Source organism: Paraburkholderia sp. D15 (genome assembly GCF_029910215.1).
In the GTDB taxonomy this organism is placed as follows: Bacteria; Pseudomonadota; Gammaproteobacteria; order Burkholderiales; family Burkholderiaceae; genus Paraburkholderia.
In genome coordinates, this window is the sequence record NZ_CP110395.1 from 3,406,857 (window position 1) to 3,428,997 (window position 22,141).

The 22,141-nt window shown below is 63.6% G+C and carries 17 protein-coding genes and 1 other RNA gene; 4 read left to right on the forward strand and 14 right to left on the reverse strand.

Annotated features, from left to right (window positions below; all coding sequences use genetic code 11):
- Positions 1 to 149: 149 nt before the first annotated feature.
- The 8 genes from cmk to gyrA all read right to left on the reverse strand — a co-directional run bounded on the left by cmk (position 150) and on the right by gyrA (position 10,255).
- Positions 150 to 836 (reverse strand): (d)CMP kinase, encoded by a 687-nt coding sequence (cmk, locus tag LFL96_RS14700; protein WP_280995942.1) that lies wholly within the window; start codon positions 834 to 836, stop codon positions 150 to 152.
- Positions 837 to 871: 35 nt separating this feature from the next.
- Positions 872 to 2,176 carry a 3-phosphoshikimate 1-carboxyvinyltransferase gene (gene aroA / locus LFL96_RS14705; RefSeq protein ID WP_280995943.1) on the reverse strand — a complete coding sequence of 435 codons (1,305 nt, stop codon included), beginning with the start codon at positions 2,174 to 2,176 and terminating at the stop codon, positions 872 to 874.
- Between the two features lie 24 nt (positions 2,177 to 2,200).
- Positions 2,201 to 3,142, reverse strand: coding sequence for a prephenate dehydrogenase/arogenate dehydrogenase family protein (locus tag LFL96_RS14710; protein ID WP_280995944.1), 942 nt, complete (start codon positions 3,140 to 3,142; stop codon positions 2,201 to 2,203).
- Between the two features lie 70 nt (positions 3,143 to 3,212).
- Positions 3,213 to 4,325, reverse strand: a complete 1,113-nt coding sequence (gene hisC / locus LFL96_RS14715; RefSeq protein ID WP_280995945.1) for a histidinol-phosphate transaminase — start codon at positions 4,323 to 4,325, stop codon at positions 3,213 to 3,215.
- A gap of 93 nt (positions 4,326 to 4,418) precedes the next feature.
- Positions 4,419 to 5,501, reverse strand: coding sequence for a prephenate dehydratase (pheA, locus tag LFL96_RS14720; RefSeq protein ID WP_280995946.1), 1,083 nt, complete (start codon positions 5,499 to 5,501; stop codon positions 4,419 to 4,421).
- Positions 5,502 to 5,579: 78 nt separating this feature from the next.
- Positions 5,580 to 6,662, reverse strand: a complete 1,083-nt coding sequence (serC, locus tag LFL96_RS14725; RefSeq protein ID WP_280995947.1) for a 3-phosphoserine/phosphohydroxythreonine transaminase — start codon at positions 6,660 to 6,662, stop codon at positions 5,580 to 5,582.
- Between the two features lie 230 nt (positions 6,663 to 6,892).
- Positions 6,893 to 7,495, reverse strand: coding sequence for a DUF2059 domain-containing protein (locus LFL96_RS14730; RefSeq protein ID WP_280995948.1), 603 nt, complete (start codon positions 7,493 to 7,495; stop codon positions 6,893 to 6,895).
- Between the two features lie 123 nt (positions 7,496 to 7,618).
- Positions 7,619 to 10,255: a DNA gyrase subunit A gene (gene gyrA, locus LFL96_RS14735; protein WP_280995949.1), complete on the reverse strand. Its 2,637-nt coding sequence runs from the start codon at positions 10,253 to 10,255 to the stop codon at positions 7,619 to 7,621.
- A gap of 507 nt (positions 10,256 to 10,762) precedes the next feature.
- On the opposite strand from gyrA, the gene ompA reads away from it, so the two are divergent.
- The 4 genes from ompA to ssrA all read left to right on the forward strand — a co-directional run bounded on the left by ompA (position 10,763) and on the right by ssrA (position 13,636).
- The gene (gene ompA / locus LFL96_RS14740; RefSeq protein WP_280995950.1) at positions 10,763 to 11,410 is read left to right on the forward strand and encodes an outer membrane protein OmpA; all 648 of its coding nucleotides are present in this window, start codon (positions 10,763 to 10,765) and stop codon (positions 11,408 to 11,410) included.
- Between the two features lie 220 nt (positions 11,411 to 11,630).
- A complete protein-coding gene (gene ubiG, locus LFL96_RS14745) occupies positions 11,631 to 12,329 on the forward strand; it encodes a bifunctional 2-polyprenyl-6-hydroxyphenol methylase/3-demethylubiquinol 3-O-methyltransferase UbiG (RefSeq protein WP_280995951.1) in 699 nt (232 codons plus the stop codon).
- A gap of 31 nt (positions 12,330 to 12,360) precedes the next feature.
- Positions 12,361 to 13,074: an HAD-IA family hydrolase gene (locus LFL96_RS14750; protein ID WP_280995952.1), complete on the forward strand. Its 714-nt coding sequence runs from the start codon at positions 12,361 to 12,363 to the stop codon at positions 13,072 to 13,074.
- A gap of 192 nt (positions 13,075 to 13,266) precedes the next feature.
- Positions 13,267 to 13,636, forward strand: a transfer-messenger RNA (tmRNA) gene (gene ssrA, locus LFL96_RS14755).
- 146 nt (positions 13,637 to 13,782) lie between these two features.
- Here ssrA and LFL96_RS14760 read toward each other — a convergent pair.
- From LFL96_RS14760 to LFL96_RS14785, 6 genes are all read right to left on the reverse strand, one after another.
- Positions 13,783 to 15,354: a TolC family outer membrane protein gene (locus LFL96_RS14760; protein ID WP_348638399.1), complete on the reverse strand. Its 1,572-nt coding sequence runs from the start codon at positions 15,352 to 15,354 to the stop codon at positions 13,783 to 13,785.
- Between the two features lie 70 nt (positions 15,355 to 15,424).
- On the reverse strand, positions 15,425 to 17,527 hold the full coding sequence (locus LFL96_RS14765) for a peptidase domain-containing ABC transporter (protein ID WP_280995953.1): 2,103 nt from the start codon (positions 17,525 to 17,527) through the stop codon (positions 15,425 to 15,427).
- Positions 17,528 to 17,529: 2 nt separating this feature from the next.
- Positions 17,530 to 18,723 carry an HlyD family efflux transporter periplasmic adaptor subunit gene (locus LFL96_RS14770; RefSeq protein WP_280995954.1) on the reverse strand — a complete coding sequence of 398 codons (1,194 nt, stop codon included), beginning with the start codon at positions 18,721 to 18,723 and terminating at the stop codon, positions 17,530 to 17,532.
- 140 nt (positions 18,724 to 18,863) lie between these two features.
- Positions 18,864 to 19,826 carry a hypothetical protein gene (locus tag LFL96_RS14775; protein ID WP_280995955.1) on the reverse strand — a complete coding sequence of 321 codons (963 nt, stop codon included), beginning with the start codon at positions 19,824 to 19,826 and terminating at the stop codon, positions 18,864 to 18,866.
- A 606-nt stretch (positions 19,827 to 20,432) separates the two neighbouring features.
- Complete coding sequence (locus LFL96_RS14780) at positions 20,433 to 20,699, reverse strand: hypothetical protein (RefSeq protein WP_280995956.1); 267 nt, start codon at positions 20,697 to 20,699, stop codon at positions 20,433 to 20,435.
- A gap of 260 nt (positions 20,700 to 20,959) precedes the next feature.
- A complete protein-coding gene (locus tag LFL96_RS14785) occupies positions 20,960 to 22,036 on the reverse strand; it encodes a substrate-binding domain-containing protein (protein ID WP_280995957.1) in 1,077 nt (358 codons plus the stop codon).
- Positions 22,037 to 22,141 lie beyond the last annotated feature (105 nt).

The window sequence follows — 22,141 nt, forward strand, 5'->3', positions numbered from 1 at the left end:
AGGGTCAGCATCGGTAAAAAAATGCGAATGCCACGCGGGGTTAAGGGGTTAAAAACAACGCTCCACGACCATCGTGAAGCACCTACCGACAACGGACTTCTACTGCTGCCGCACGCGGCCGGATCTGTACCGCGATCCGTACTGCGCGATCACGCGTGCGGGACTAAAGCTTCATACCACTGCACCACCTGTTCGACCGCCTGGTCGATCGACAACGCCGAGGTATCAAGCAGCTTTGCATCCGCCGCGGGCTTGAGCGGCGCGGCTGCGCGCTGACTGTCACGCTCGTCGCGCTCACGCAAATCCCGGAGCAAGTCATCTATATTAGCAGAAAAACCTTTTTGGATCAATTGCTTATGCCGGCGGGTCGCGCGGGCCTCGACACTGGCCGTCATGAACACTTTCAGCGCCGCATCCTGGAAGATCACCGTGCCCATGTCGCGGCCGTCAGCGACCAGTCCCGGCTCCTTGCGAAACGCCCGCTGACGGGCCACCAGCGCGGCGCGCACGGGTGCGTGCACGGCGATCGCCGAAGCCCGGCTGCCCACTTCCTCGGCGCGGATTTCCGCCGACACGTCCGTGCCGTCGAGTTGCGCCAGCCCTTCGCGAAACGTGATGTGCAGGTCGTCGATCAGCTGAACGAGCGCGTCGGCGTCATCGGCGGCGACGTTGTAGCGCTGGCTCGCCAGCGCGGCGAGCCGGTACAGCGCGCCGCTGTCCAGCAGGTGGAAGCCAAGGCTGGCGGCGACCAGCGCGGCCACGGTGCCTTTGCCGGAGGCACTCGGGCCGTCGATCGTAATGACGGGCGTCTGGTGAAAGGGACGGGTCGGTTTCATCGAAAAAGTCGCACGTCAGGCGATTCGCACGCGAATCAAGGTTGAGCGAGCGCTGTGAAGCGCTCGAAATAATCGGGGAACGTCTTGCCGACGCACTTCGGGTCGTTGATCCGCACCGGCACGCCGCCGAGGCTCACCAGCGAGAAGCACATGGCCATGCGGTGATCGTCGTAGGTGTCGATCGCGGCGTTCGGGATCAGCTTTTCGGGCGGTTCGACGACGAGGTAGTCCTCGCCCTCCTGCACCTTCGCGCCGACCTTGCGCAACTCGGTCGCCATCGCGGCGAGCCGGTCGGTTTCCTTCACGCGCCAGCTCGCGATATTGCGCAGCGTGGTCGCGCCATCCGCGAACAAGGCGGCGACGGCGATCGTCATGGCCGCGTCGGGAATCAGGTTGCAGTCCATGTCGATCGGTTCGAGCTTGCCGCTGTCGTGGCCGACGCCACGCACTTCGATCCAGTCGTCGCCCATCTGCAGGTTCGCACCCATGCGGATCAGCGCATCGGCAAAGCCGACGTCGCCCTGAATGCTCGCGCGGCCCACGCCCTCCACCTTCAGCGGACCACCGCCGAGCACGCCAGCCGCGAGGAAATACGAGGCCGACGACGCGTCGCCTTCCACCATGATCGTGCCCGGCGACTGATAGCGCTGCCCCGCCGGCACGACGAACTGGTGCCAGCCGCTACGCTCGACCTTGATGCCGAAGCGCTCCATCAGCTTGATCGTGATCTCGATGTACGGCTTCGAGATCAACTCGCCGTCCACCTGCACGGTAGTGACGCCGCTATCAGTGCGCAGCAGCGGCAACGTCATCAGCAACGCGGTCAGGAACTGGCTCGACACGTCGCCGCGCACGCGGATCGGCGCGTCGGCGGTAATCTGCGCGGGACGGATGCGCAGCGGCGGATAGCCTTCGTTCTCCTCGTAGTCGACGCGCGCGCCGATCTGCCGCAAGCCGTCGACCAGATCGCCGATCGGCCGCTCATGCATGCGCGGCACGCCATGAATGCGGTAGTCGCCGCCATTCACCGCCAGCGCAGCGGTCAGCGGGCGCACCGCCGTGCCCGCGTTGCCGAGGAACAGATCCGCCGTGCGCGCGGTGAACGCGCCGCGCGTGCCGGTCACCACGCAGGTGTCGCCGTCGCGCTTCAGACGCACGCCGAGCTTTTCGAGCGCGTCGAGCATCACGCGGGTGTCGTCGGAATCGAGCAGGTTGGTGATCGTCGTCTCGCCTTCGGCGAGCGCCGCGAGCAGCAGCACCCGGTTCGAAATGCTTTTCGAGCCGGGTAGACGGATCGTGCCGGTGGCACGGGAAAACGGTCCGAGATCGAGGAATTCCATGATTGAGTCCAGTTCCAGTTCCGGTTATTTCGACGCGTCGCTCCCGGCGACGCCGGCCGAGCGCTGTTCCTGCCACGCGCTGCGCGCGACGCGCGAGCGGGCGAAGACGGCTTCGAGCGTCGCGCCGTCGGCGCTTTCGATCGCCGTGCGCAGACGCGCGAGCACGGCCGTATAGGCGTCCAGCTCTTCGAGCAACGCCGTGCGATTGGCGACGCACACGTCGCGCCACATTTCCGGGCTCGACGCGGCGATGCGCGTGAAGTCGCGGAAACCGCCCGCCGCGAACGAAAACTTCAGTGCGGCGTCCGGCGAATTGAGAATCTGCTCGACCAGCGCGAACGACAGCACGTGCGGCAAATGACTGACCGACGCCAGCACGCGATCGTGCTGGTCCGCCGGCATGTCGCGCACGCAGGCGCCGGTGGCGCGCCACATCGCGGCGACGCGCTCGACGGCTTGCGCCGCGTTCTCCAGCAACGGGCACAGTACGACGTTGCGGTTCACGTACAGGTCGGGCAATGCGGCATCCGGTCCGCTCGCCTCGCGGCCGGCGATCGGATGCCCCGGCACGAACTGGCCGATGCGCGCGCCGAGCGCCGCGCGGGCAGCCGCAACCACATCGGCCTTGGTGCTGCCGGCATCGGTGACGATCGTGCTGGCGTCGAGAAACGGCGCGATGCGTTCGAGCAAGGGCTGCGTTTGCGCAACCGGCGCGGCCAGCAACACGAAGTCGGTGCCGGCGAGCGCGTCGCGCAATGCAACGTCGTCATTCAGCGCGACGGCGCTGTCGATCACGCCCAGTTCCAGCGCCCGCGCACTCGAGGCGGTCGAACGCCCGACCCCGACCACCTTGCGCTCGCCCGCCGTCTCGCCGCGCTCGCGCAACGCGCGCGCAAGCGAGCCGCCGATCAGGCCGACACCGAAAATCACCAGCTTGTTGAAGGAAAACGCAGCCACGTCAGTCACAGAAAAATGCGCACCTCTCATGTCTTTCATGCCGACAGGCGCGCGGGTTCAGTCTCGGATCGCCTGCCGCTTACGCGCCGGCGAGCGTCTTTTCGAGCGCCGCGATAAACGCCTCGTTTTCCTCCGGCAGCCCGATCGTGATACGCAGCCACTGCGGCAAACCGTAGTTGCCGACCGGGCGCACGATCACGCCCTGCTTCAGCAACGCGAGATTGACGCGGTTGCCGGCCGCATCGTCGTGACCGACGCGCACCAGCACGAAGTTGCCGTCCGACGGCACGTACTCGAGGCCGAGCTTGTCGAACGCTTCGGTCAGACGGCGATAGCCTTGCGCGTTCAACGCCGCGCTCTTCTCCAGAAACGCCGCGTCGTTGAGCGCCGCGATCGCCGCGGCCTGCGCGAGCGTGTTCACATTGAACGGCTGACGCAGACGGTTCAGCAGATCCGTCAATTCCGGCTGCGCGATCGCGAAACCCACGCGCAGACCGGCCAGGCCGAACGCCTTCGAAAACGTACGCGACACCAGCAGATTCGGATAACGACGCACCCACGCGATCGGGTCGTAGCGCTTCGCTTGCGGCAGATATTCGGTGTACGCCTCGTCGAGCACGACGACCACATGGCGCGGCACCTTGTCGAGGAACGCCTCGAGCTTCGGCCCCTCGATGAACGTGCCCGTCGGATTGTTCGGATTGGCGACGAATACGAGCCGCGTGTCGTCGGTGATCGCCGCGAGCATCGCGTCGAGATCGTGGCCGTAGCTGACCGCCGGCACGACGATCGCGCGCGCGCCGACGCCTTGCGTGGCGAGCGCGTAGACCGCGAACGAATACTGCGCGTAGACGATCGCCTGGCCCTTCTCCACGAATGCGTGCGCCGCGATTTCGAGAATGTCGTTACTGCCGTTGCCGAGCGTGATCCAGTCGGCCGGCACGCCGTAACGCTCGCTCAGCGCGTTCTTCAGCTCGAACGCGTTGGCGTCGGGGTAGCGGCCGAGTTCGCTGGCGGCTTGCGCCATTGCGCGTTGCGCCGATTCCGGCATGCCCAGCGGATTTTCATTCGACGCCAGCTTCACGATGCTCGCTTCGTCCAGACCGAACTCGCGGGCCACTTCCGAAATCGGCTTACCGGCGATGTACGGGGCGATCGCGCGCACATAGGAAGGACCGAAAGACGCTGTCATGAAAATCTCCGAACGATGGATGATTGGCAAATTGGGCAAATGAATCTGCGATCGGCGACGCCCCGCGTTACCGCGGGCGCCGCCGCAATGACTTCAGCGGGCGCGCGGATACGAGCCCAGAATCTTCAGGAACGCGGCTTTCTCGCCGAGTTCGACGAGCGCGGCAGCCACGGCCGGATCGTCGCGATGACCTTCGATGTCGATGTAGAAGTAGTACTCCCACGTGCCGACGCGCGCCGGACGCGATTCGAAACGCGTCATCGACACGCTGTGACGTGCAAGCGGCTCCAGCAGCTTGACCACCGCGCCCGGCGCATTCACGACCGACACGATCAGCGAAGTCTGGTCATGGCCGCTCGGGCCGGACGGCTGCTTGCCGATCATCACGAAGCGCGTGCGGTTGTGCGGATCGTCCTGGATCAGCGCATAGGCGACTTGCAGGCCGTAGTGGGTCGCCGCGCGGTCACCGGCGATCGCCGCGACAGTCGGGTCTTCGGCGGCCATGCGCGCCGCTTCCGCATTGCTCGACACCGCCTGGCGCTCCAGATGCGGCGCGTTCGTCGCGAGCCAGCGCTGGCATTGCGCAAGTGCCTGCGCATGCGCGCACACGCGCGTGACGCCGGTCAGGCCGCCGCTTTGCGACAGCAGATTGTGATGAATCGGCAAGGCCAGTTCGCCGCCGATCGTCAGTTGCGTTTGCAGCAGCAGATCCAGCGTGCGCGACACCGCGCCTTCGGCCGAATTCTCGACCGGCACGACGCCGAATTCGGCGGCGCCGGCTTCGACCGAGCGAAACACTTCGTCGATCGACGGACACGGCAGGCCTTCGATCGACTGACCGAAGTACTCCTGCATGGCCTGCTCGCTATACGTGCCGACCGGCCCGAGATACGCGGCCTTGATGGTCTTCTCGAGCGCGCGGCTCGCCGCCATGATCTCGCGCCAGATCGCGCTGATGTGCTCGCTCGCGAGCGGCCCGTCGCTCATGTCCTGGAGCCGCGCGATCACCTGCTGCTCGCGCTCGGGACGAAACACCGGCGCGTTGAAATGCTTCTTGACCTCGCCCACTTCGAGCGCCACCGCGGCGCGCTGATTGAGCAGCGCGATCAGTTGCGCGTCGAGCGCGTCGATGCGTTCGCGAAGAGGTTTGAGTCGGGTATTGAGTTCGTCGTCCATGCGTGAAAACGGCTCTGCCGGTAGCTGCTGCAAAAATGCGTGCTGGAAAGGATGCGCGCGCCTGCCTGTGCTGCCGGCTCAGGCGCTGCGCTGTTCGAATTCCTTCATGTATTCGACAAGCGCTTTGACGCCTTCGAGCGGGACGGCGTTATAGATCGACGCCCGCATGCCGCCGACGGACTTGTGGCCCTTTAGCTGCACCATTCCCCGCGCTTTCGCGCCGGCCAGGAAATCTTCGTTGCGCGACTCGTCTGCGAGGAAAAACGGTACGTTCATCCGCGAGCGCGAGCCATGCTCGACCTTGTTCAGATAGAAGGCGCTCGAATCGATCGCGTCGTACAGCAGCTTCGACTTTTCGAGGTTACGCGCTTCCATCGCGACGAGGCCGCCCTGCTTCTTCAACCACTTGAACACCAGCCCGGCGATATAGATCGCATAGGTGGGCGGCGTGTTGTACATCGAATTGTTTTCGGCGACGGTCTTCCATTCGAATGCCGACGGACACACGGCCTGCGCACGATCGAGCAGATCCTCGCGCACGATCACCACCGTCACGCCCGCCATGCCGATATTCTTCTGCGCGCCGCCGAACAGCACGCCGTACTTGGCGATGTCCATGGGACGCGACAGGATATGCGACGACGCATCCGCCACCAGCGGAATATCGCCGAGATCGGGAATCTCGAACGTCTCGACGCCATGGATGGTCTCGTTCGTGCACAGGTGCACGTAGGCCGGATCGTCCGACAACTGCCATTCCGAACGCGCGGGCGAACGCGTGAAACCGTCCGCCGTCTGACCGCTCGCGGCCAGATGCGCGGTGCCGTACTTGCCAGCTTCCTTGAACGATTTCTGCGACCACGAACCGGTCACGACGAAGTCCGCGCGCGGTTTCGCGCCAAGCAGATTCATCGGCACGATCGCGTTTTCGCCGAGCCCACCGCCTTGCAGGAACAGGATGCGATGGCTGGCGGGCACGTCGAGCAGCTCGCGCAGATCGGTCAGCGCTTCCTCGTGGATCGACATGAATTCCTTGCCGCGATGGCTCATCTCCATCACGCTCATGCCGCTGCCCTGCCAGTCGAGCATTTCGTCGGCTGCCTGACGCAGTACTTCTTCGGGCATGGCCGCGGGACCGGCGGAGAAATTAAAGACGCGCATCGTGAAATCCTGGAAGCAGGCGCGACATGGAAAGGATCGCGCGAAATCGGCGGAACGAGCAGCCGTGAAGGCGGCCGCCCTGAAAACAGAATGGCCGTTTGCGCGTGTGCGCAAACGGCCATTATCGCATTGTCACCGTCAAGCCGCCAAACCCGGCGCGCCCTGGAACCAGCCCGGCGCGCCCGTGGAAGCGGCTTGCGCGATGTCAGCGCAGCCTTTCGGCCTGGGATTTACTTAGCCGGCTTGACTGCGGCGACTTCCTTGTCAGCCTGAGCGCGCGTGGCGTTGATCGATTGCGGCATGTACTTCTGCATCAGACCGTTCACGACGTCGCGGCCAACCTGGTCTTGCACCTGGATGAACTTGCGGCCGGTCGGGCTCTTGTAGAACGTGGTCAGATCCTTGATTTCCGACGTGCTGTAGTACTTCGCGTAAGCGTCGTACTGAGCTTGCATCGCGTCCTGACGGAAACCGTCGGTTGCGAACACTTGACCCGCGCCTTCAACCAGCTTCGGCACCGTGTTCTTTTGCAGCGTCGGGACGGAAGCCTGCTTCTGCTTGTCCGTCATCGTCTTGTTTTCGCTCAGCGCGTCCGACAGGATTGCCGGAACCAGCTGCTTGGCCTGCATCTGCGCGCTGTTGGCGATGGCGCCGACCAGCTTCTGCGCGTCGATTGCGTCCAGCAGATCCTTGATGGCAGCCTGCTTGGCCGGATCAACCGGTGCCGCGGCAGCAGCCGGAGCCGCCGGAGCCGAGCTCTGAAGCGCTTGAGCCATGGCAAAGGTCGGCACGAGGGCAGCCAGCAACATCAGTTGTTTGAATCGTTTTTGCATCATTACTCCCTAAGAGAAATTAATTTGAACTGTGCGCCGCGCGGGACACGTATCGGCCCGATACGCAATAAGTCCCTGCGCAGCATTCAATCAATCACTGAGACCGAAAGCCGCCGACGCGCATCAAGCCGCGCCACCGTCTTCACCGCCGTTATGACCTTCGGCGGGACCCTCGGCGTCGCCTTCCGCATCGCTTTCCGCTTCAGCCTCGGCAACCTGTTGCAGACCTGAAAGCTTGGTCCCTTCGTCAAGGCTGATGAGTGTAACACCTTGGGTTGCGCGACCCATTTCGCGAATTTCCGACACGCGCGTGCGGATCAGCACGCCCGTATTGGTAATCAGCATGATCTGCGCTTCCGGATCGACCAGCGTGGCGGCGACGACCTTGCCGTTACGCTCCGACGTCTGGATCGCGATCATGCCCTTCGTGCCGCGCCCGTGACGGGTGTACTCGACGATCGGCGTGCGCTTGCCGAAACCGTTTTCCGTGGCGGTGAGCACCGACTGCTGCTCGTCGCCGGCCACTAGCAACGCAATCACGTTCTGGCCTTCTTCGAGCTGCATGCCGCGCACGCCGCGCGCCTCGCGACCCATCGGCCGGACGTCGTTCTCGTCGAAGCGCACTGCCTTGCCCGAATCGGAGAACAGCATGACGTCGTGCTGACCGTCGGTGATCGCGGCGCCGATCAGGTAGTCGCCGTCATCCAGACCGACCGCAATAATACCCTTGCGCAGCACACGGCCAAAGGCTTCCAGCGGCGTCTTTTTTACGGTTCCTAACGCGGTGCCCATGAAGACGAACTTGTCGGCCGAGAATTCCTTGACCGGCAGGACGACCGTGATCTTCTCGCCTTCCTGCAGCGGGAAGATATTGATGATCGGACGGCCACGCGAGTTCCGCGAACCTTGCGGCACTTCATAGACCTTCACGCTGTAGACGCGGCCGCGATTCGAGAAGCAGAGGATGTGATCGTGCGTGTTCGCGATGAACAGCGTGTCGATCCAGTCGTCTTCCTTCATTGCCGTGGCCTGCTTGCCGCGGCCGCCGCGTTTCTGCGCGCTGTATTCCGACAGCGGCTGCGACTTCACGTAGCCGGCGTGCGACATGGTCACGACCATTTCCTGCGGCGTGATCAGGTCTTCGGTGTTCAGCTCGGTCGCGTTCATCTCGATCTTCGAGCGGCGCGCGTCGCCGAATTCGGCTTTGATCGACGTCAGTTCGTCGACGATGATCGCCGTAATGCGTTCCGGGCGAGCCAGAATGTCCAGCAGGTCGGCGATCTGCGCCATCACTTCGCGGTACTCGCCGATGATCTTGTCCTGCTCGAGACCCGTCAGGCGCTGCAGACGCATCTGCAGAATTTCCTGCGCCTGGGTGTCGGACAGACGGTACAGGCCGTCGGACTGCATACCGAACGACGGATTCAGCCCGTCAGGACGATAAGCCTCGCGACCACCGGCCGACGCGTTTTCCGCCTCGGCGCGCGACAGCATCTCGCGCACCAGCGACGAATCCCACGGACGCGCCATCAATTCCTGCTTGGCGATAGGCGGAGTCGGTGCGGCCTTGATGATCGCGATGAATTCGTCGATATTCGCGAGCGCAACCGCCAGACCTTCGAGCACGTGGCCGCGTTCGCGAGCCTTGCGCAGTTCGTATACAGTGCGCCGCGTCAGCACTTCCCGGCGATGCGACAGGAAGCACGACAGCATTTCCTTCAGGTTCAGCAGCTTCGGCTGGCCGTCGACCAGCGCGACCATGTTCATGCCGAAGGTGTCCTGGAGCTGGGTCGCCTTGTACAGGTTGTTCAGCACCACTTCCGGCACTTCGCCACGCTTCAGCTCGATCACCACGCGCATGCCGCTCTTGTCGGATTCGTCGCGGATATCGGAAATGCCTTCGAGCTTCTTCTCGTTGACCAGCTCGGCGATGCGCTCCAGAAGTGAGCGCTTGTTCACCTGGTACGGCAATTCGTCGACGATGATCGCCATGCGCTGGCCGCGATCGATTTCCTCGAAGTGCGTGAGCGCGCGCATCACCACGCGGCCGCGGCCGGTGCGATAACCATCGCGCACGCCGGCCACGCCGTAGATGATGCCGGCGGTCGGGAAATCGGGCGCCGGAATGATCTCGATCAGCTCGTCGATCGTGGCTTCGGGGTTTTTAAGCAGGTGCTGGCAGGCGTCGACGACCTCGTTGAGGTTGTGCGGCGGAATGTTGGTGGCCATACCGACCGCGATACCGGACGAGCCATTGATCAGCAGATTGGGAATGCGCGCGGGCAGGATGGCCGGTTCGTTTTCGCTGCCGTCGTAGTTCGGCGTGAAGTCGACCGTTTCCTTGTCGATGTCGGCCAGCAGTTCGTGGCCGATCTTCGCCATGCGGATTTCGGTGTATCGCATCGCGGCGGCGTTGTCGCCGTCGACCGAACCGAAGTTGCCCTGACCGTCCACCAGCATGTAGCGCAGCGAAAAGTCCTGCGCCATGCGGACGATGGTGTCGTATACAGCCGTGTCGCCGTGCGGGTGGTACTTACCGATCACGTCGCCGACGATACGCGCCGACTTCTTGTAAGCCCGGTTCCAGTCGTTGTTCAGTTCGTGCATCGCGTACAGCACGCGCCGGTGCACCGGCTTCAGGCCATCGCGGACGTCGGGAAGCGCACGCCCCACGATCACGCTCATCGCGTAATCGAGATACGAACGGCGCATTTCCTCCTCTAGGGAGATTGGCAGAGTCTCTTTGGCGAATTGATCCATTATCCGTATCTTTTACATGCCAGGACGACGGCGAAACCGCTATTCGCCGCGTCTTCGCGTAAGCATTGCAGGCGCAACGCATCACGCGATTCTAACATGCCGGGAATCCGCTCCCGACTTCGCCACGTATACCTATTAGAGGGGTGCGCGAAAGTTCACATCGAGCGCACATCGAGGCCGTATCGACGCGCAAATTTTTGCCGGGTCAGGCGCGATTCGTGCGTGGGGCAATCCGCCGCTCAGCCAAGACTGGCGGACCCTCCAGCGAATTGCTTCTGTTGCGCATGCACCACAATTGGAGGGTGATTCGATCGGGGACAGATTTTTTTATCGTTGGAAGGGAACGATATGGCAAAATGCCAACGCACAAAGAGTTAGACACTGCTCGAAGTCTACACAGCACGTTTTTTGTTCTACACCGATGTTATACTTCGAGCAATGTATGACTTGTCTTCGTCAACAGGCTCGCAGTAAACCTGCGGTAATCTCAATTTCGAGAGGAGAAATATGAATAAACTTTCAAAGCTCGCGTTCATTGCAGCTACCGCAGTTATGGCTGCATCCGCCATGGCGCAATCGGTGCCGGCGTCGCGACAAGCTACGAACGACAACTGGGTGAATGGTACCGGCGAATACGTGTGGATGAACGGCACGAACGAGCTTTGCTGGCGCGATGCATTCTGGACGCCGGCTACGGCCAACGCAAAGTGCGATGGCGCACTGGTTGCCCAGGCTCCGACCCCGCCGGCTCCGGTCACGCCGCCGCCGGCTATCACCAGCCAAAAGATTACGTACCAAGCTGACGCTCTGTTCGACTTCGACAAGGCTATCCTGAAGCCGGGCGGCAAGGAAAAGCTGGACGATCTGGCATCGAAGATCGGCTCGCTGAACCTGGAAGTCGTCGTCGCAACGGGTTACACGGACCGCATCGGTTCGGACAAGTACAACGACCGTCTGTCGCTGCGCCGTGCACAAGCTGTCAAGGCATACCTGGTCAGCAAGGGCATCGAATCCAACCGTATCTATACGGAAGGCAAGGGCAAGCGCAACCCGGTTACGACCGGTTGCAACCAGAAGAACCGCAAGCAACTCATCGCCTGCCTCGCACCGGATCGTCGCGTGGAAGTCGAAGTTGTCGGTACTTCGAAGCAGTAAGCTACAAGTTACCGCAGTATCAAAACCCCGCTTCGGCGGGGTTTTTTTTCGCCTGTCATCGGGCGCTTAACAGCCCTGACGTCTTTCCCCGTCTTCGCCGAACTCACGTGAGCGCACAGGCTTGTGCGGCGCGGCATTTTGCCGCCCTGTCCCTCGACCTATATACTCAGGGTTTATCCTCGAGCGCCCGCTCACCGCTCTCATCGAGGCAGCTTCCGCCATGACCAACGCCGATCCCCACGAACTACAGAAATTCAGCGACCTCGCGCATCGCTGGTGGGACCCGAATGCGGAATTCAAACCGCTGCACGAACTCAACCCGATTCGTCTGAACTGGATCGACGCGCACGCGCATCTGGCCGGCAAGAAGGTGCTGGATATCGGCTGCGGCGGCGGGATCCTGTCGGAGTCCATGGCGGGACTCGGCGCGCACGTGAAGGGCATCGACCTGTCCACTCAGGCGCTCGGCGTGGCCGATCTGCATAGTCTCGAAAGCGGCGTCACGGTCGACTACGAAGAGATCGCCGCCGAGGCGCTCGCGGCCCGCGAACCGGGCACGTACGACGTGGTCACCTGCATGGAGATGCTCGAGCACGTGCCGGAGCCGGCAGCGGTCGTCGAAGCATGCAAGACGCTGGTGAAACCCGGCGGCTGGGTCTTCTTCTCGACGCTGAACCGCAACGTCAAGTCGTACCTGTTCGCGGTGATCGGCGCCGAGTACATCGCGCGGATGCTGCCGCGCGGCACGCACGATTACGCGCGCTTCATCCGTCCGTCGGAACTGGCGAGCTTCGTGCGCGCCGCCGAGCTGCGCACTGCAGACATCAAGGGGATCGTCTACAACCCGCTCAGCAAGCATTTTGCGTTGTCCGCCGACACGAGCGTGAACTACATGCTCGCCTGCCGCCGCGACGTCTGATCCGCCACGACTGCCCGACCCGAAACCATCAATGAGCGATCCCACGCCCCTGCCCCAACGCGAAGACAACGACGACGCCCTGGGTCTTTGTCATGCCGTTCTGTTCGATCTGGACGGCACCCTCGCCGATACGGCGCCCGACCTTGCAGCCGCCGTCAACAAGATGCGCCACGATCGCGGACTCGAGATGGTGCCGCTCGACGACCTGCGTCCGCTCGCCTCCGCAGGTGCGCGCGGGCTGATCGGCGGGGCGTTCGGCATCGGCCCTGATCATCACGAGTACGCGTCGATGCGCGAGGAATTCCTCGCCAACTACGAAGCGGACCTGTGCATCGAAACCACGCTGTTCCCGGGCATCCCCGAGTTGCTTGACGATCTCGATGCGCGCGGTGTGCGCTGGGGCATCGTCACGAACAAGGTGGCGCGTCTGACCGAGCCGTTGATCGCGCAACTCGGTCTGGAAGAACGCGCGGGCTGCGTGGTGAGCGGCGACACCACGCCGCATCCGAAGCCGCACCCGGCCCCGTTGCTGCACGCGGCGCGCGAACTGGACGTGGCGCCGGAGCGCATCGTCTACGTCGGCGACGATCTGCGCGACGTGCAGGCCGGCTTCGCGGCCGGCATGAAGACGATCGCCGCCGCGTACGGCTACTGCGGCAACGACATTCCGCCGACCCAGTGGCACGCGCAGCACGTCGTGCACTCGCCGGCGGAGTTGCTGAAACTGCTGCGCGATATCGGTTAAAGCGGCGATTCAAGCCACGGTCAAAGCACGGCTAAAGCAGCGAACGAAATACCCGCTGAAACGCGGGCCGCGACGCGCACAACCTATCCCCATCAAGCGCGCGGCGCCGTTCGCTACGACAATGAGTCAGGACGTGGCCGTCAAACTATTGTAAAATGTACGACGGTTCAGAAATTCTGAGCAACGAACCGCGGGGGCGACCTGGTTTCGACAGGGGTTGCGAAGCGGCTAGGGCATGTCGAGGACCCGTCACCTCGTTAATCAATGGGAAAAACGTAACTGCAAACGACGATACGTTCGCACTGGCAGCCTAAGGGCCGCCGTCCTCTGCCTAGTTCACTGACGGGCTAGTGTCGCAAGACCGGTAGCAATACCGACAGAGGTCATATACGTCAGTTAAGCCTTGGTGGTGTCACGACATCCGGGTCGAAAATCTAGTGAATCGCCGTAGTGCAGCGTGTTCGTCCGCGTCGCTACGGTTAAATCAAATGACAGAACTAAACATGTAGAACTGGTCGTAGAGTGCTTCTGGACGCGGGTTCGATTCCCGCCGCCTCCACCAATACATCACGCTTACCTCATCGGTACGCGCTTTATGAAAAACCCCGACAGCGTCACGCTCTCGGGGTTTTTTGTTGTCTGCGATCGAATGCCGCATCGGGTATCCGCTACGCCGTATCGGTTTTCAGCATCCCGCCCGCGCGCGGATCAACGCGAGTCTGCGCGCCCGGTCGACGTGGATATACGCCATGTTTCGAGCGCACGAGCCGGGGCGGAAGCAGGCACGGTCACGGCATCAGCAGAAGGCGCGATCGCAACGTCGGCCAGACCAGCCCGCTCCATCCCACGCCGCACCTCCGGCGCGCGCTGCATCGCAGACTCAATTCCAGCCGGAGCCCCCTCCACCGCCCCGCTCGCCGCCAGCAATCCATTCACCCGCGCCACCTCACCCAAATCCAGCGCCGCCGTCGCTGCCTTGAGCTGCAGCAGCGTAACCACCGCCGCATACCTCGCCCGGATCAGATCACGCCGGTTCGCATACAACGTCTCCGACGCGCGCAACACATCCGCGCTCGTACGGCTGCCGACCTTGTACCCCACCTGCGTCGCCGCCAACGCCTCGCGCGAGCTTCGCATCAAACGCGTCAACGCATCGACGCGTGCAACGCCGGCCCCAAACCGCGACCAGCTATCGCGCGCGGCAGCGCCCGCGCGACGCTGCGCGGCCAGCAGTTCATCCTGCGCCTTGTCTTGCAGCGCACGCTTTTCATCGATGGTGGCGTTCGTCTCGCCGCCCTCGAACAGCGGGATCGTGATCGACAGCATCGCGGTCGTCGTCGTGGTCGGACGGGAATAGCCGGAGGCGGCGCCTGCCGGCGTATGCGTCGCCGACAAACTGACCACCGGCAGATGCTTCGCCCGCGCCTTCTCCACGTCCAGTTCCGCGAGACGCCGATCGATCTGCTTCAACTGCACCGCGTAGTCGTGAGCCTCGGCCTGCGCGGCCCAGGCGTCGGCATCGTCCGGCGAATCGTCGAGCCGCGGCATGGCCACGCCTTCCGCCAGCCTGGACAGCGAGGTAAATGGCTGACCCGTCAGTTGTTCCAGCGCGAGCCGCCGAAGCTGCAAGTCGCTGCGCGCATCCTGCCGCTGCAACTGCGCCTGCCCGCGCGCCGCCTCGGCTTCGCGCAAGTCGATCACGGTCGCCTCGCCCGCCGCCTGCCTGCGGCGCAACTGGTCGAAGTGCGCGTCGAGCGCGGCCGCGTAGTCGCCGGCGCGCGCGAGTTCGTCCTCGGCGGCGAGTTCGTCGAAATAGGCGCGCACGGCTTGCAGCATCGTCGATTGCTGCGCGCTCGCTACTTCCACCACGCCGCGCGCGGAGACGACATCGGCCTGCTTGTAGACCGTCCAGCGGCTCCAGTCGAACACCGGCTGCGTCAGCGTGACGCTCCAGCCGCTCTGCCAATATGTGTTGCGCGGAAAACCTTCCATCACCGTGCTGTTGTATCCGCGTCCCCAACCGCCTGCCACTTGCGGCAGGAAGCCCGCGCGCGCTTTCGGCAAGGCCTGCTGTGCGGCCCGCGATCCGGCGCGCAATGCGGCCAGGTTCGCGTCGTGGTCGGTCGCCTGCTCGACGACCGTCAGCAGATCGACGGCCGCCGCCTCGCTCGCGCAAGTGGCGCACGCCAACGCGACGAGCATGCGCAGAAAAATGCGCAGGGAGACGAGAACCAACCCGAGCACCGAGCCGAGCACCGAGCCGAGCAACGACCAGCGCAACAACCCGCGCCACAAACCGCATGCCGACCCGCACAACGACCCGCACAACGACCCACACAACGACCCGCGCCTAATCATGAACCACCGCCCCATCGCGCGCCTCGCACACCAGCTCGCCCTCCACCAGCCGATACCGCGTGTCGAACGCCGCCGCGAGCGACATGTCGTGCGTAATCACCACGACGGTTCGATCCAGACGCCGCAGCAACGCCACGATATGCCGCACCGACGCAGGATCGAGATTCGACGTCGGCTCATCGAGCAACAGCAACTCGCGCTGCTGATACAGCGCACGCGCCAGCAGTAGACGTTGCCGCTGCCCCGCCGAAATATTCGCGATGGTGTCGCTGATCACCGTGCGCGTGCGCATCGGCAAGCGCATCACGTCGGGCAACAGACCGACGTCGTCGAGCAGCGCGTGAATGCGCGCCTCGTCCGCGTGGCCGGCGAATAGCGACACGTTGTCCGCGATCGATCCGTGCAGGATCAGATCGCCCTGGCGCATATGCACTGCGTGACGGCGAATTTCATCGACGGCGAGGTTCGGCCACGCGATGCCGTTCAGCGCGATCTCGCCCTCCTGCAGCGGCTCGGCCGCCGCCAGCAGTTTGAACAGCGTGGACTTGCCGCTGCCCGACGCCCCGGTGATCACGATCTTGTCGCCGCGGCGGATCACAAGATTCGCGCCCTTGAGCACCGGCTGATCGGACACGCCATAGCGGAACGTGACGTTGCGTACGTCGATACATTCGAATTCGCGCATCTCGACCGTTTTATGCATGTCGCCCGGCGGCGTATAGCGCTCCGTTTCACATTCGACGATATCGCCGACCCGCGCGACCGGCACGCTCAGCATGAAGTACGCGAACACCGCATTGATCGAGCGCGCAAAGCGTTCCGAGAGCAGCGACTTGTAGATCAGGAACGAATAGAACACGCCGACCGAGATCACGCCGCCCATCATCAACCGCGCGGCGAACCAGGTGATCGCGATGGTCTCCGCATAGTTGACGAGCTTCAGGATCGCGTCGCGCGCGCTGGTGAGCCGGCCGTTCTGCACCAGTGCCGCGACATACGCGCGGTACTTCGCCATGAAAAGCGCGGTGCGCCGCGTTTCGCCTTGCGACAGCTTGATCAGCGAAGCGCCGCGGATCGTTTCGATCAGCGTGTCGTCGCAGCGCGCGGACTCTTCGAGCACCAGCGCGTGCGTATCGCGCATGCGTGCGAACAGCGCGAACGACACCGCCACATAGACAGCAAAAATCAGCAACGCGATGGCCGTGAGTTGACGGCTCTGCACCAGCATCAACGCGAGCGCGAGCAGACCGACCACGAGATCGATGCCGAGCGCGATGGCGGTCCGCGTCGTATAGACGCTGATTTCGTCCTGCGCTTTCACGCGCGCGAACAGATCGCCGACGTGCCGCTTCTCGAAGTACGGAATCGGGTTGCGCAGCAGCTTCAACACCAGCCCTTCGGTCATGCTCATCTGCACGAAGCCGTGCAGCAGCTCGATCAGATAGGCCTCGACGTAATGGCTAAGCGCACCGGCGATGAATATGCCGGAGAACGTCAGCATCAGCACGTTGAGCAGGCTGAGGTTATCGGCGGCGACCACGTCGTCGAGCACCAGATTGCCGAGATACGGCAGCGCCAGAATCGCGAACTGGCTGCCGAGCGCCACGAACATCACCTTGCCGATCTGCGCGTTGAGCTGCGGATTCAGCGCCCGCACGCGGGCCAGCGCGGCCGGCACGCGCGACTTGTCGCGGATGCGCGGCATCAGCGGCGTCGCCGCGCATTCCAGCAGATAGCCGGACACGTTCGACACGAAGGTGTCCATCGACATGCGCCGGCGGCCGCTGGCCGGATCGATCACCTGCACATAGCCGCGCCCGCACTTTTCGAACACCACGAAATGCGCGCCGCCGAAGTGCAGGATCGCGCCGCGTTTGACGCCCGACAGATCGCCGGCATCGTAACGATAGGCTTGCACCGCGAGTCCGAATTCCACGGCGACGTCGTACAGGTCCATCAACGACAGACCGTTCGCCGACACCGGGCGGAACGCCTGCAGTTCGCGCACCTCGGTCGCGCGGCCCAGATGCGAGAGCACCATCGCCAGACAGGCATAGCCGCATTCGGCGACTTCGTTCTGATAGATCGCACGCATGCTCAGCCTCGCCACACGCGGTACAGCGGCGCGAGCACCCACTCGGCGATCGTGCGTCGCTCGATCACGATGCTCGCCGTCGCGCCCATGCCGGGAAGAATGTCGAAATGTTGCCGCTCGAAGTCGAACTGGTTGCCGCTCAGTGTCGCCCACGCCATGTAGTCGGCGCCGGGATTCGGCGGCTTCGACGGATCGACCGGCGAGACCGCCGAGCGCAATGTGGTGCGCGAGATCGAATCGATACGCGCTTCATAGGTGCCGAATTTCGCGTACGGAAACGCGTCGAATTTCAGCCGCACGATCTGCCCTTCGCGGACGAAACCGCGCCGCCGCGACGGAATGCGCAACGCCGCGCGCAAGCTGCCCTGCACGCCGGTCGAAATGACGAGCGCCACGTCGTCCGGCCCCAGCGTACGGCCCGGCACCAAACCCGAAAACGTGACCACGCCGGCCCGCGGCGCGGAAATCGTCGCGTCCTGGCGGATCTGTTCGAAGCGCGTGCGAATGTCCTGCAACTCGCGTGCGTGGCGCGCGTCGAGTTCGTTGAGTTGCGCGCCGAGACCGTCGAACGAGCCGAGCGCGGCGCCGAGCTCCGCGCTCAACTGTTGGCGTCGCGCGCTGCCCTGCGCGAGCGCGACTTTCGCCTGGTGCGTGTCGGCGCGGGCCTGCTCGACGCGATCCGCGGTGATGTAGTCGGCGACCGATTCCAGCCGCGTCAGCTTGCGGCCGGCTTCATCGGACAGTTCGCGGTTCTGCGCGAGCTGTTCGTCGAGCGCGCCGATTTCCGCGCGGCGGCTTTGCGCGGTCAGGCGTGCGGTTTCCCGTTGCGCGGACAGATCCGCCTTGCGCTGGCTGTACTGCGCGTCGCTTGCGCGGAGCTGGTCGTCGCGCATGCGTGCGTCGAATGCCGGGCGTTGCAGGCCGTCGCTCGCGAGCGAGAGATCGCGGTCGAGCCGGAACAGCGGCGCGCCCTGCGCAACGCGCGTGGTGGGACGCACGTAAATCTCGGAGACGAGGCCGCTCAGCCCCTGAATCTTGACTTCGGAGGGCGACACGATTTCCGCGCGCACGTCCTGTTTCAGTTCGACTTCGTGGAAGAACGCGAACACGGTGGCGAGCATCACGAGCGTGGAGGTCGCATAGGCGATCCAGCGCCACGAGACGTCCCTGAAATGGGGGAGATGAACAGGTTGCATAGCTGATTGATTGCTGCCGGTACATGCTGGCGCCGGAGTGCTTCACGGCGATGCTGGATGAACGCGCCGCGCGGCCGCGCATAACGGATGCGATGCATGCCATGCATGCGATGCGCCGCACGCCGGCTGTGTGCGAACCGCTAGCGCACCGGCGCGAACGAATACATGGATGGATGGCCGGCGACCAGCCAGTCCGGATAGTTGTCGGCGACCGCCGTTTCGATACAGCGTGCAAGCCGATGCGCCGCGCCGGCTTCGGCGAGCGGCAACGGGTCAAACAACCTGGCGCTGAAACGCCCGCGTTCGAAGCGCAGATAGAACGGCAGCAGCATCGCGTCGAACGGCGCGCCGAGCCGGAACACGCCGTTGTGAATGCGCGCGGGACGGCCAAACAGGGAGACGCCGACCGTTTCCATCGGATAGCGATGCAGCGCGAACGGCGGCACATCGGCGAACAACACGGCGACGCCATGACGCCTCAGCGCGCGAGCGACGCGCAGGCCGAGCCCGTTGCGGTCGTCGTCGCCATAGGTGTACAGCACCTCGACGCCCGGGATCAGCGCGTGGTCGTCACCGTACAGATCGCGCGGCACGCCGGACACGACCGCGATCGACTTCAGTCCGAGTTGTGCACGCAATTCGTCGATGACATAGATGTTGGCGTACTGCGATACGAAGTGAAACGGCGACACGATCACGGGACGGCCCGGTTCACTGGCCTGCAACTGACGGATTCTTCCCGCCAGCGTGGCGGCCACATCGTTCAGGTCGGGCCACGCTTCGCTGCCGCGCGCGAGGCGGCCGAAATAGATGCGCTGGTCGATCAGCTTCTCGCGCATGCCGCCGGCTGCCACGCGGCCCGCCTGCAGTGGCGCGAGCTTCAGCACGTCACGGCCGATCTCGTAGCGCGCGATGCCTTGCCAGCGCGTGCGTGCATCGACGAGGCCCAGCGTCGCCGTTGCAATGGCGGCGCACCGCTCGATCGACGAAGGCGGCAGACGGGCCAGCAACGCGCCCTGCAAGCTCCGTGCGCCGCGCGTTGCGTATGCCATCGCACCGCGCAACAGATTCGACACGCATGCAGCGCCCTGCCTCCACTTCATCCTTCACTCCACATACGCGGTTGCGCGCCGGGGCGGCACGATACGAACCGCCCCGGCGCTTGGTGCACGGTTAGCGCGAAGCTACCGATTACGCGCGACCCGGCACCGGTGCTGCCGGCGTGGTCGACTTCGACGGTGCCGAGCCACCCTTGCAGCAGCCGCCTGCAACAGCGGATTTAGCCAGTTCATTGCGAGTGATTTTTTGCATTTCGATTACCTTTATGTTGAATAAGTCAGGAAATTCGCTTCATGAATAAAACATCGAATTCACGAAACGAGACGGATCTTATCAACGCTTGTTTTTGATAGAAGCGCCTTTGCTTTATTTTACAAATCCATCTTATTTTAATAATTAGCAAAGTCCGCATCATCAATGCCATCAAGGCTTCCGGCCAATGTCGCGCCAATCTCCAGCACGCAACCCGAAGACACCAAAAAACCACACCAATCACATTTACGAAATTTCCATAAAATACCGCAGAAAATCCACAAATGCATTTGGCGAATTTCTTATTTTCCGAAGAAAAAACAAAGGCAAAAAAAAACGCCGGCATCGCGCCGGCGTCGCACCAAGAACGGGAGATATCTCCCGCATGATCATTCTGGTTACTCGTCCTTCGGGCACTGCAGATTGCAGCCGTTCGGGTCGCCGTTATCGCCGCGCTTGCGCATGGCCGACTTCTTGTCGGACTGGTACTTGGCGGACGGCGCCGACGCCGCGAACGGCATTTGCGGATGCTCGGCGAGACGGAACTGGTCCTGCAGAATCCCGCCCGGCACACCCGGCGAATTCTGCGCGAACGCAACCGATGCAGTGGCGAGAAGCATACCGGCCGTCGCAGCGGCGGCACATGCGTGAAGAAGAGCTTTCATGGCGTATGAGCGCGGCGAGGCGCGCGATTAAGGCGAAAACGGAAGTTTAGAGGGTATCGCAAACCGGCGCGCGTTGCAGCGCCGAACCCGCGTAGATCGTTACGGCCTCTTACGATGCTTCGTACAACGCCTCTATGACGCCTCTTATGACGCCTCTTATGACGCCTCTTATGACGCCCCTTACGCCACTCAGTCCACCGCTCATCCCGCCGCCGTCGACCTGCACTCACGCCGTCGCCAAACGCAGCTCACCGCACCACTTATGCCGCCCCGCTCAATCCCGCCTCAAGCTCGACCAACGTCCCGCAATCGGCCGGATCGTAGCCTTCCAGCTGATCGACGTTCTGCCGGAACGCGCTGCCGCGCAGCAGTTCGATCACCGCCGCGAGCGGCGCGCGCTCCAGCCGGCCGCGGTCGCAGGCGAAGTAATAGTCCTCGTCGACGACCGGAATGAAGTCGAGGCCAAAGTGATGCGCGGCCGGCTGCACGCCGAAGCCGACATCCGCCATGCCGCTCGCCACGAACGCCGCGATCGCCGAATGCGTGAGTTCCGCCGACGCATAGCCATTGACCCGATCCGGATCCACCCCGACGTTGCGCAACGCGAGATCGAGCAGCATGCGCGTGCCGGAACCCGGCTGACGATTGACGAAGCGGATGTCGTCGCGCGCGAGATCGCCGAGTCCGCCGATGCCGCGCGGATTGCCCTTGCCGAGAAACAGCCCCTGCTTGCGCCGCGTCAGATGCACGAGCACGTGCCGCTGTGGATCGAGCCAGCGCCGGTAAGTATCCGCGCAGGCCGCGCGAAACTCGCCGCGCGGCAGGTGGAAGCCGGCCATGTCGCATTCGCCGCGCGCGAGCGCGCTGACGGCGTCGGCGCTGTCGCGATATTTGATGTCGACGGGCAGATCGTGCGCGACCAGCGCCGTGACCAGCGCGGCCACCGCGTAACCGTGCGACGCATGGATGCGCACGTCGTCGGCGGGCGGCGCGAGCCAGCGGTTCAGATCGCTCGCCACTTCGCTCGCGAGCGCCTGCATGTTGCCGTCGAGCCGTTCGCCGCACAGACGCTGCGCGCGCAGCACCGCCTGGCCGAGTTCCGACAGGACCGACCCGCGACCGCGCTCCTTCGCGATCAGCGCGCCGCCCAAACGCTCTTCGATGCTGCGCAGCAAACCCCATGCATGACGGTAGGACAAACCCTTAAGCGTGGCGGCCTGCGCGATGCTGCCGGATTCGTCGACCAGCGCGAGCAACGGCACGACGTCCGACAGGCTGGCCTCGCGGCCGTCCGCGCCCCTGACAACCAGCTGCGCCTGACATTCGATTCTGATCATATATGTCGCTTTCTTTCCTATTGCATGGGCTGTTTAGCCCGCCTATCGTTCGGCTATCCTATATCGAATAAACGAAGCATAAGTGCACGCTTTATGAATAACAAG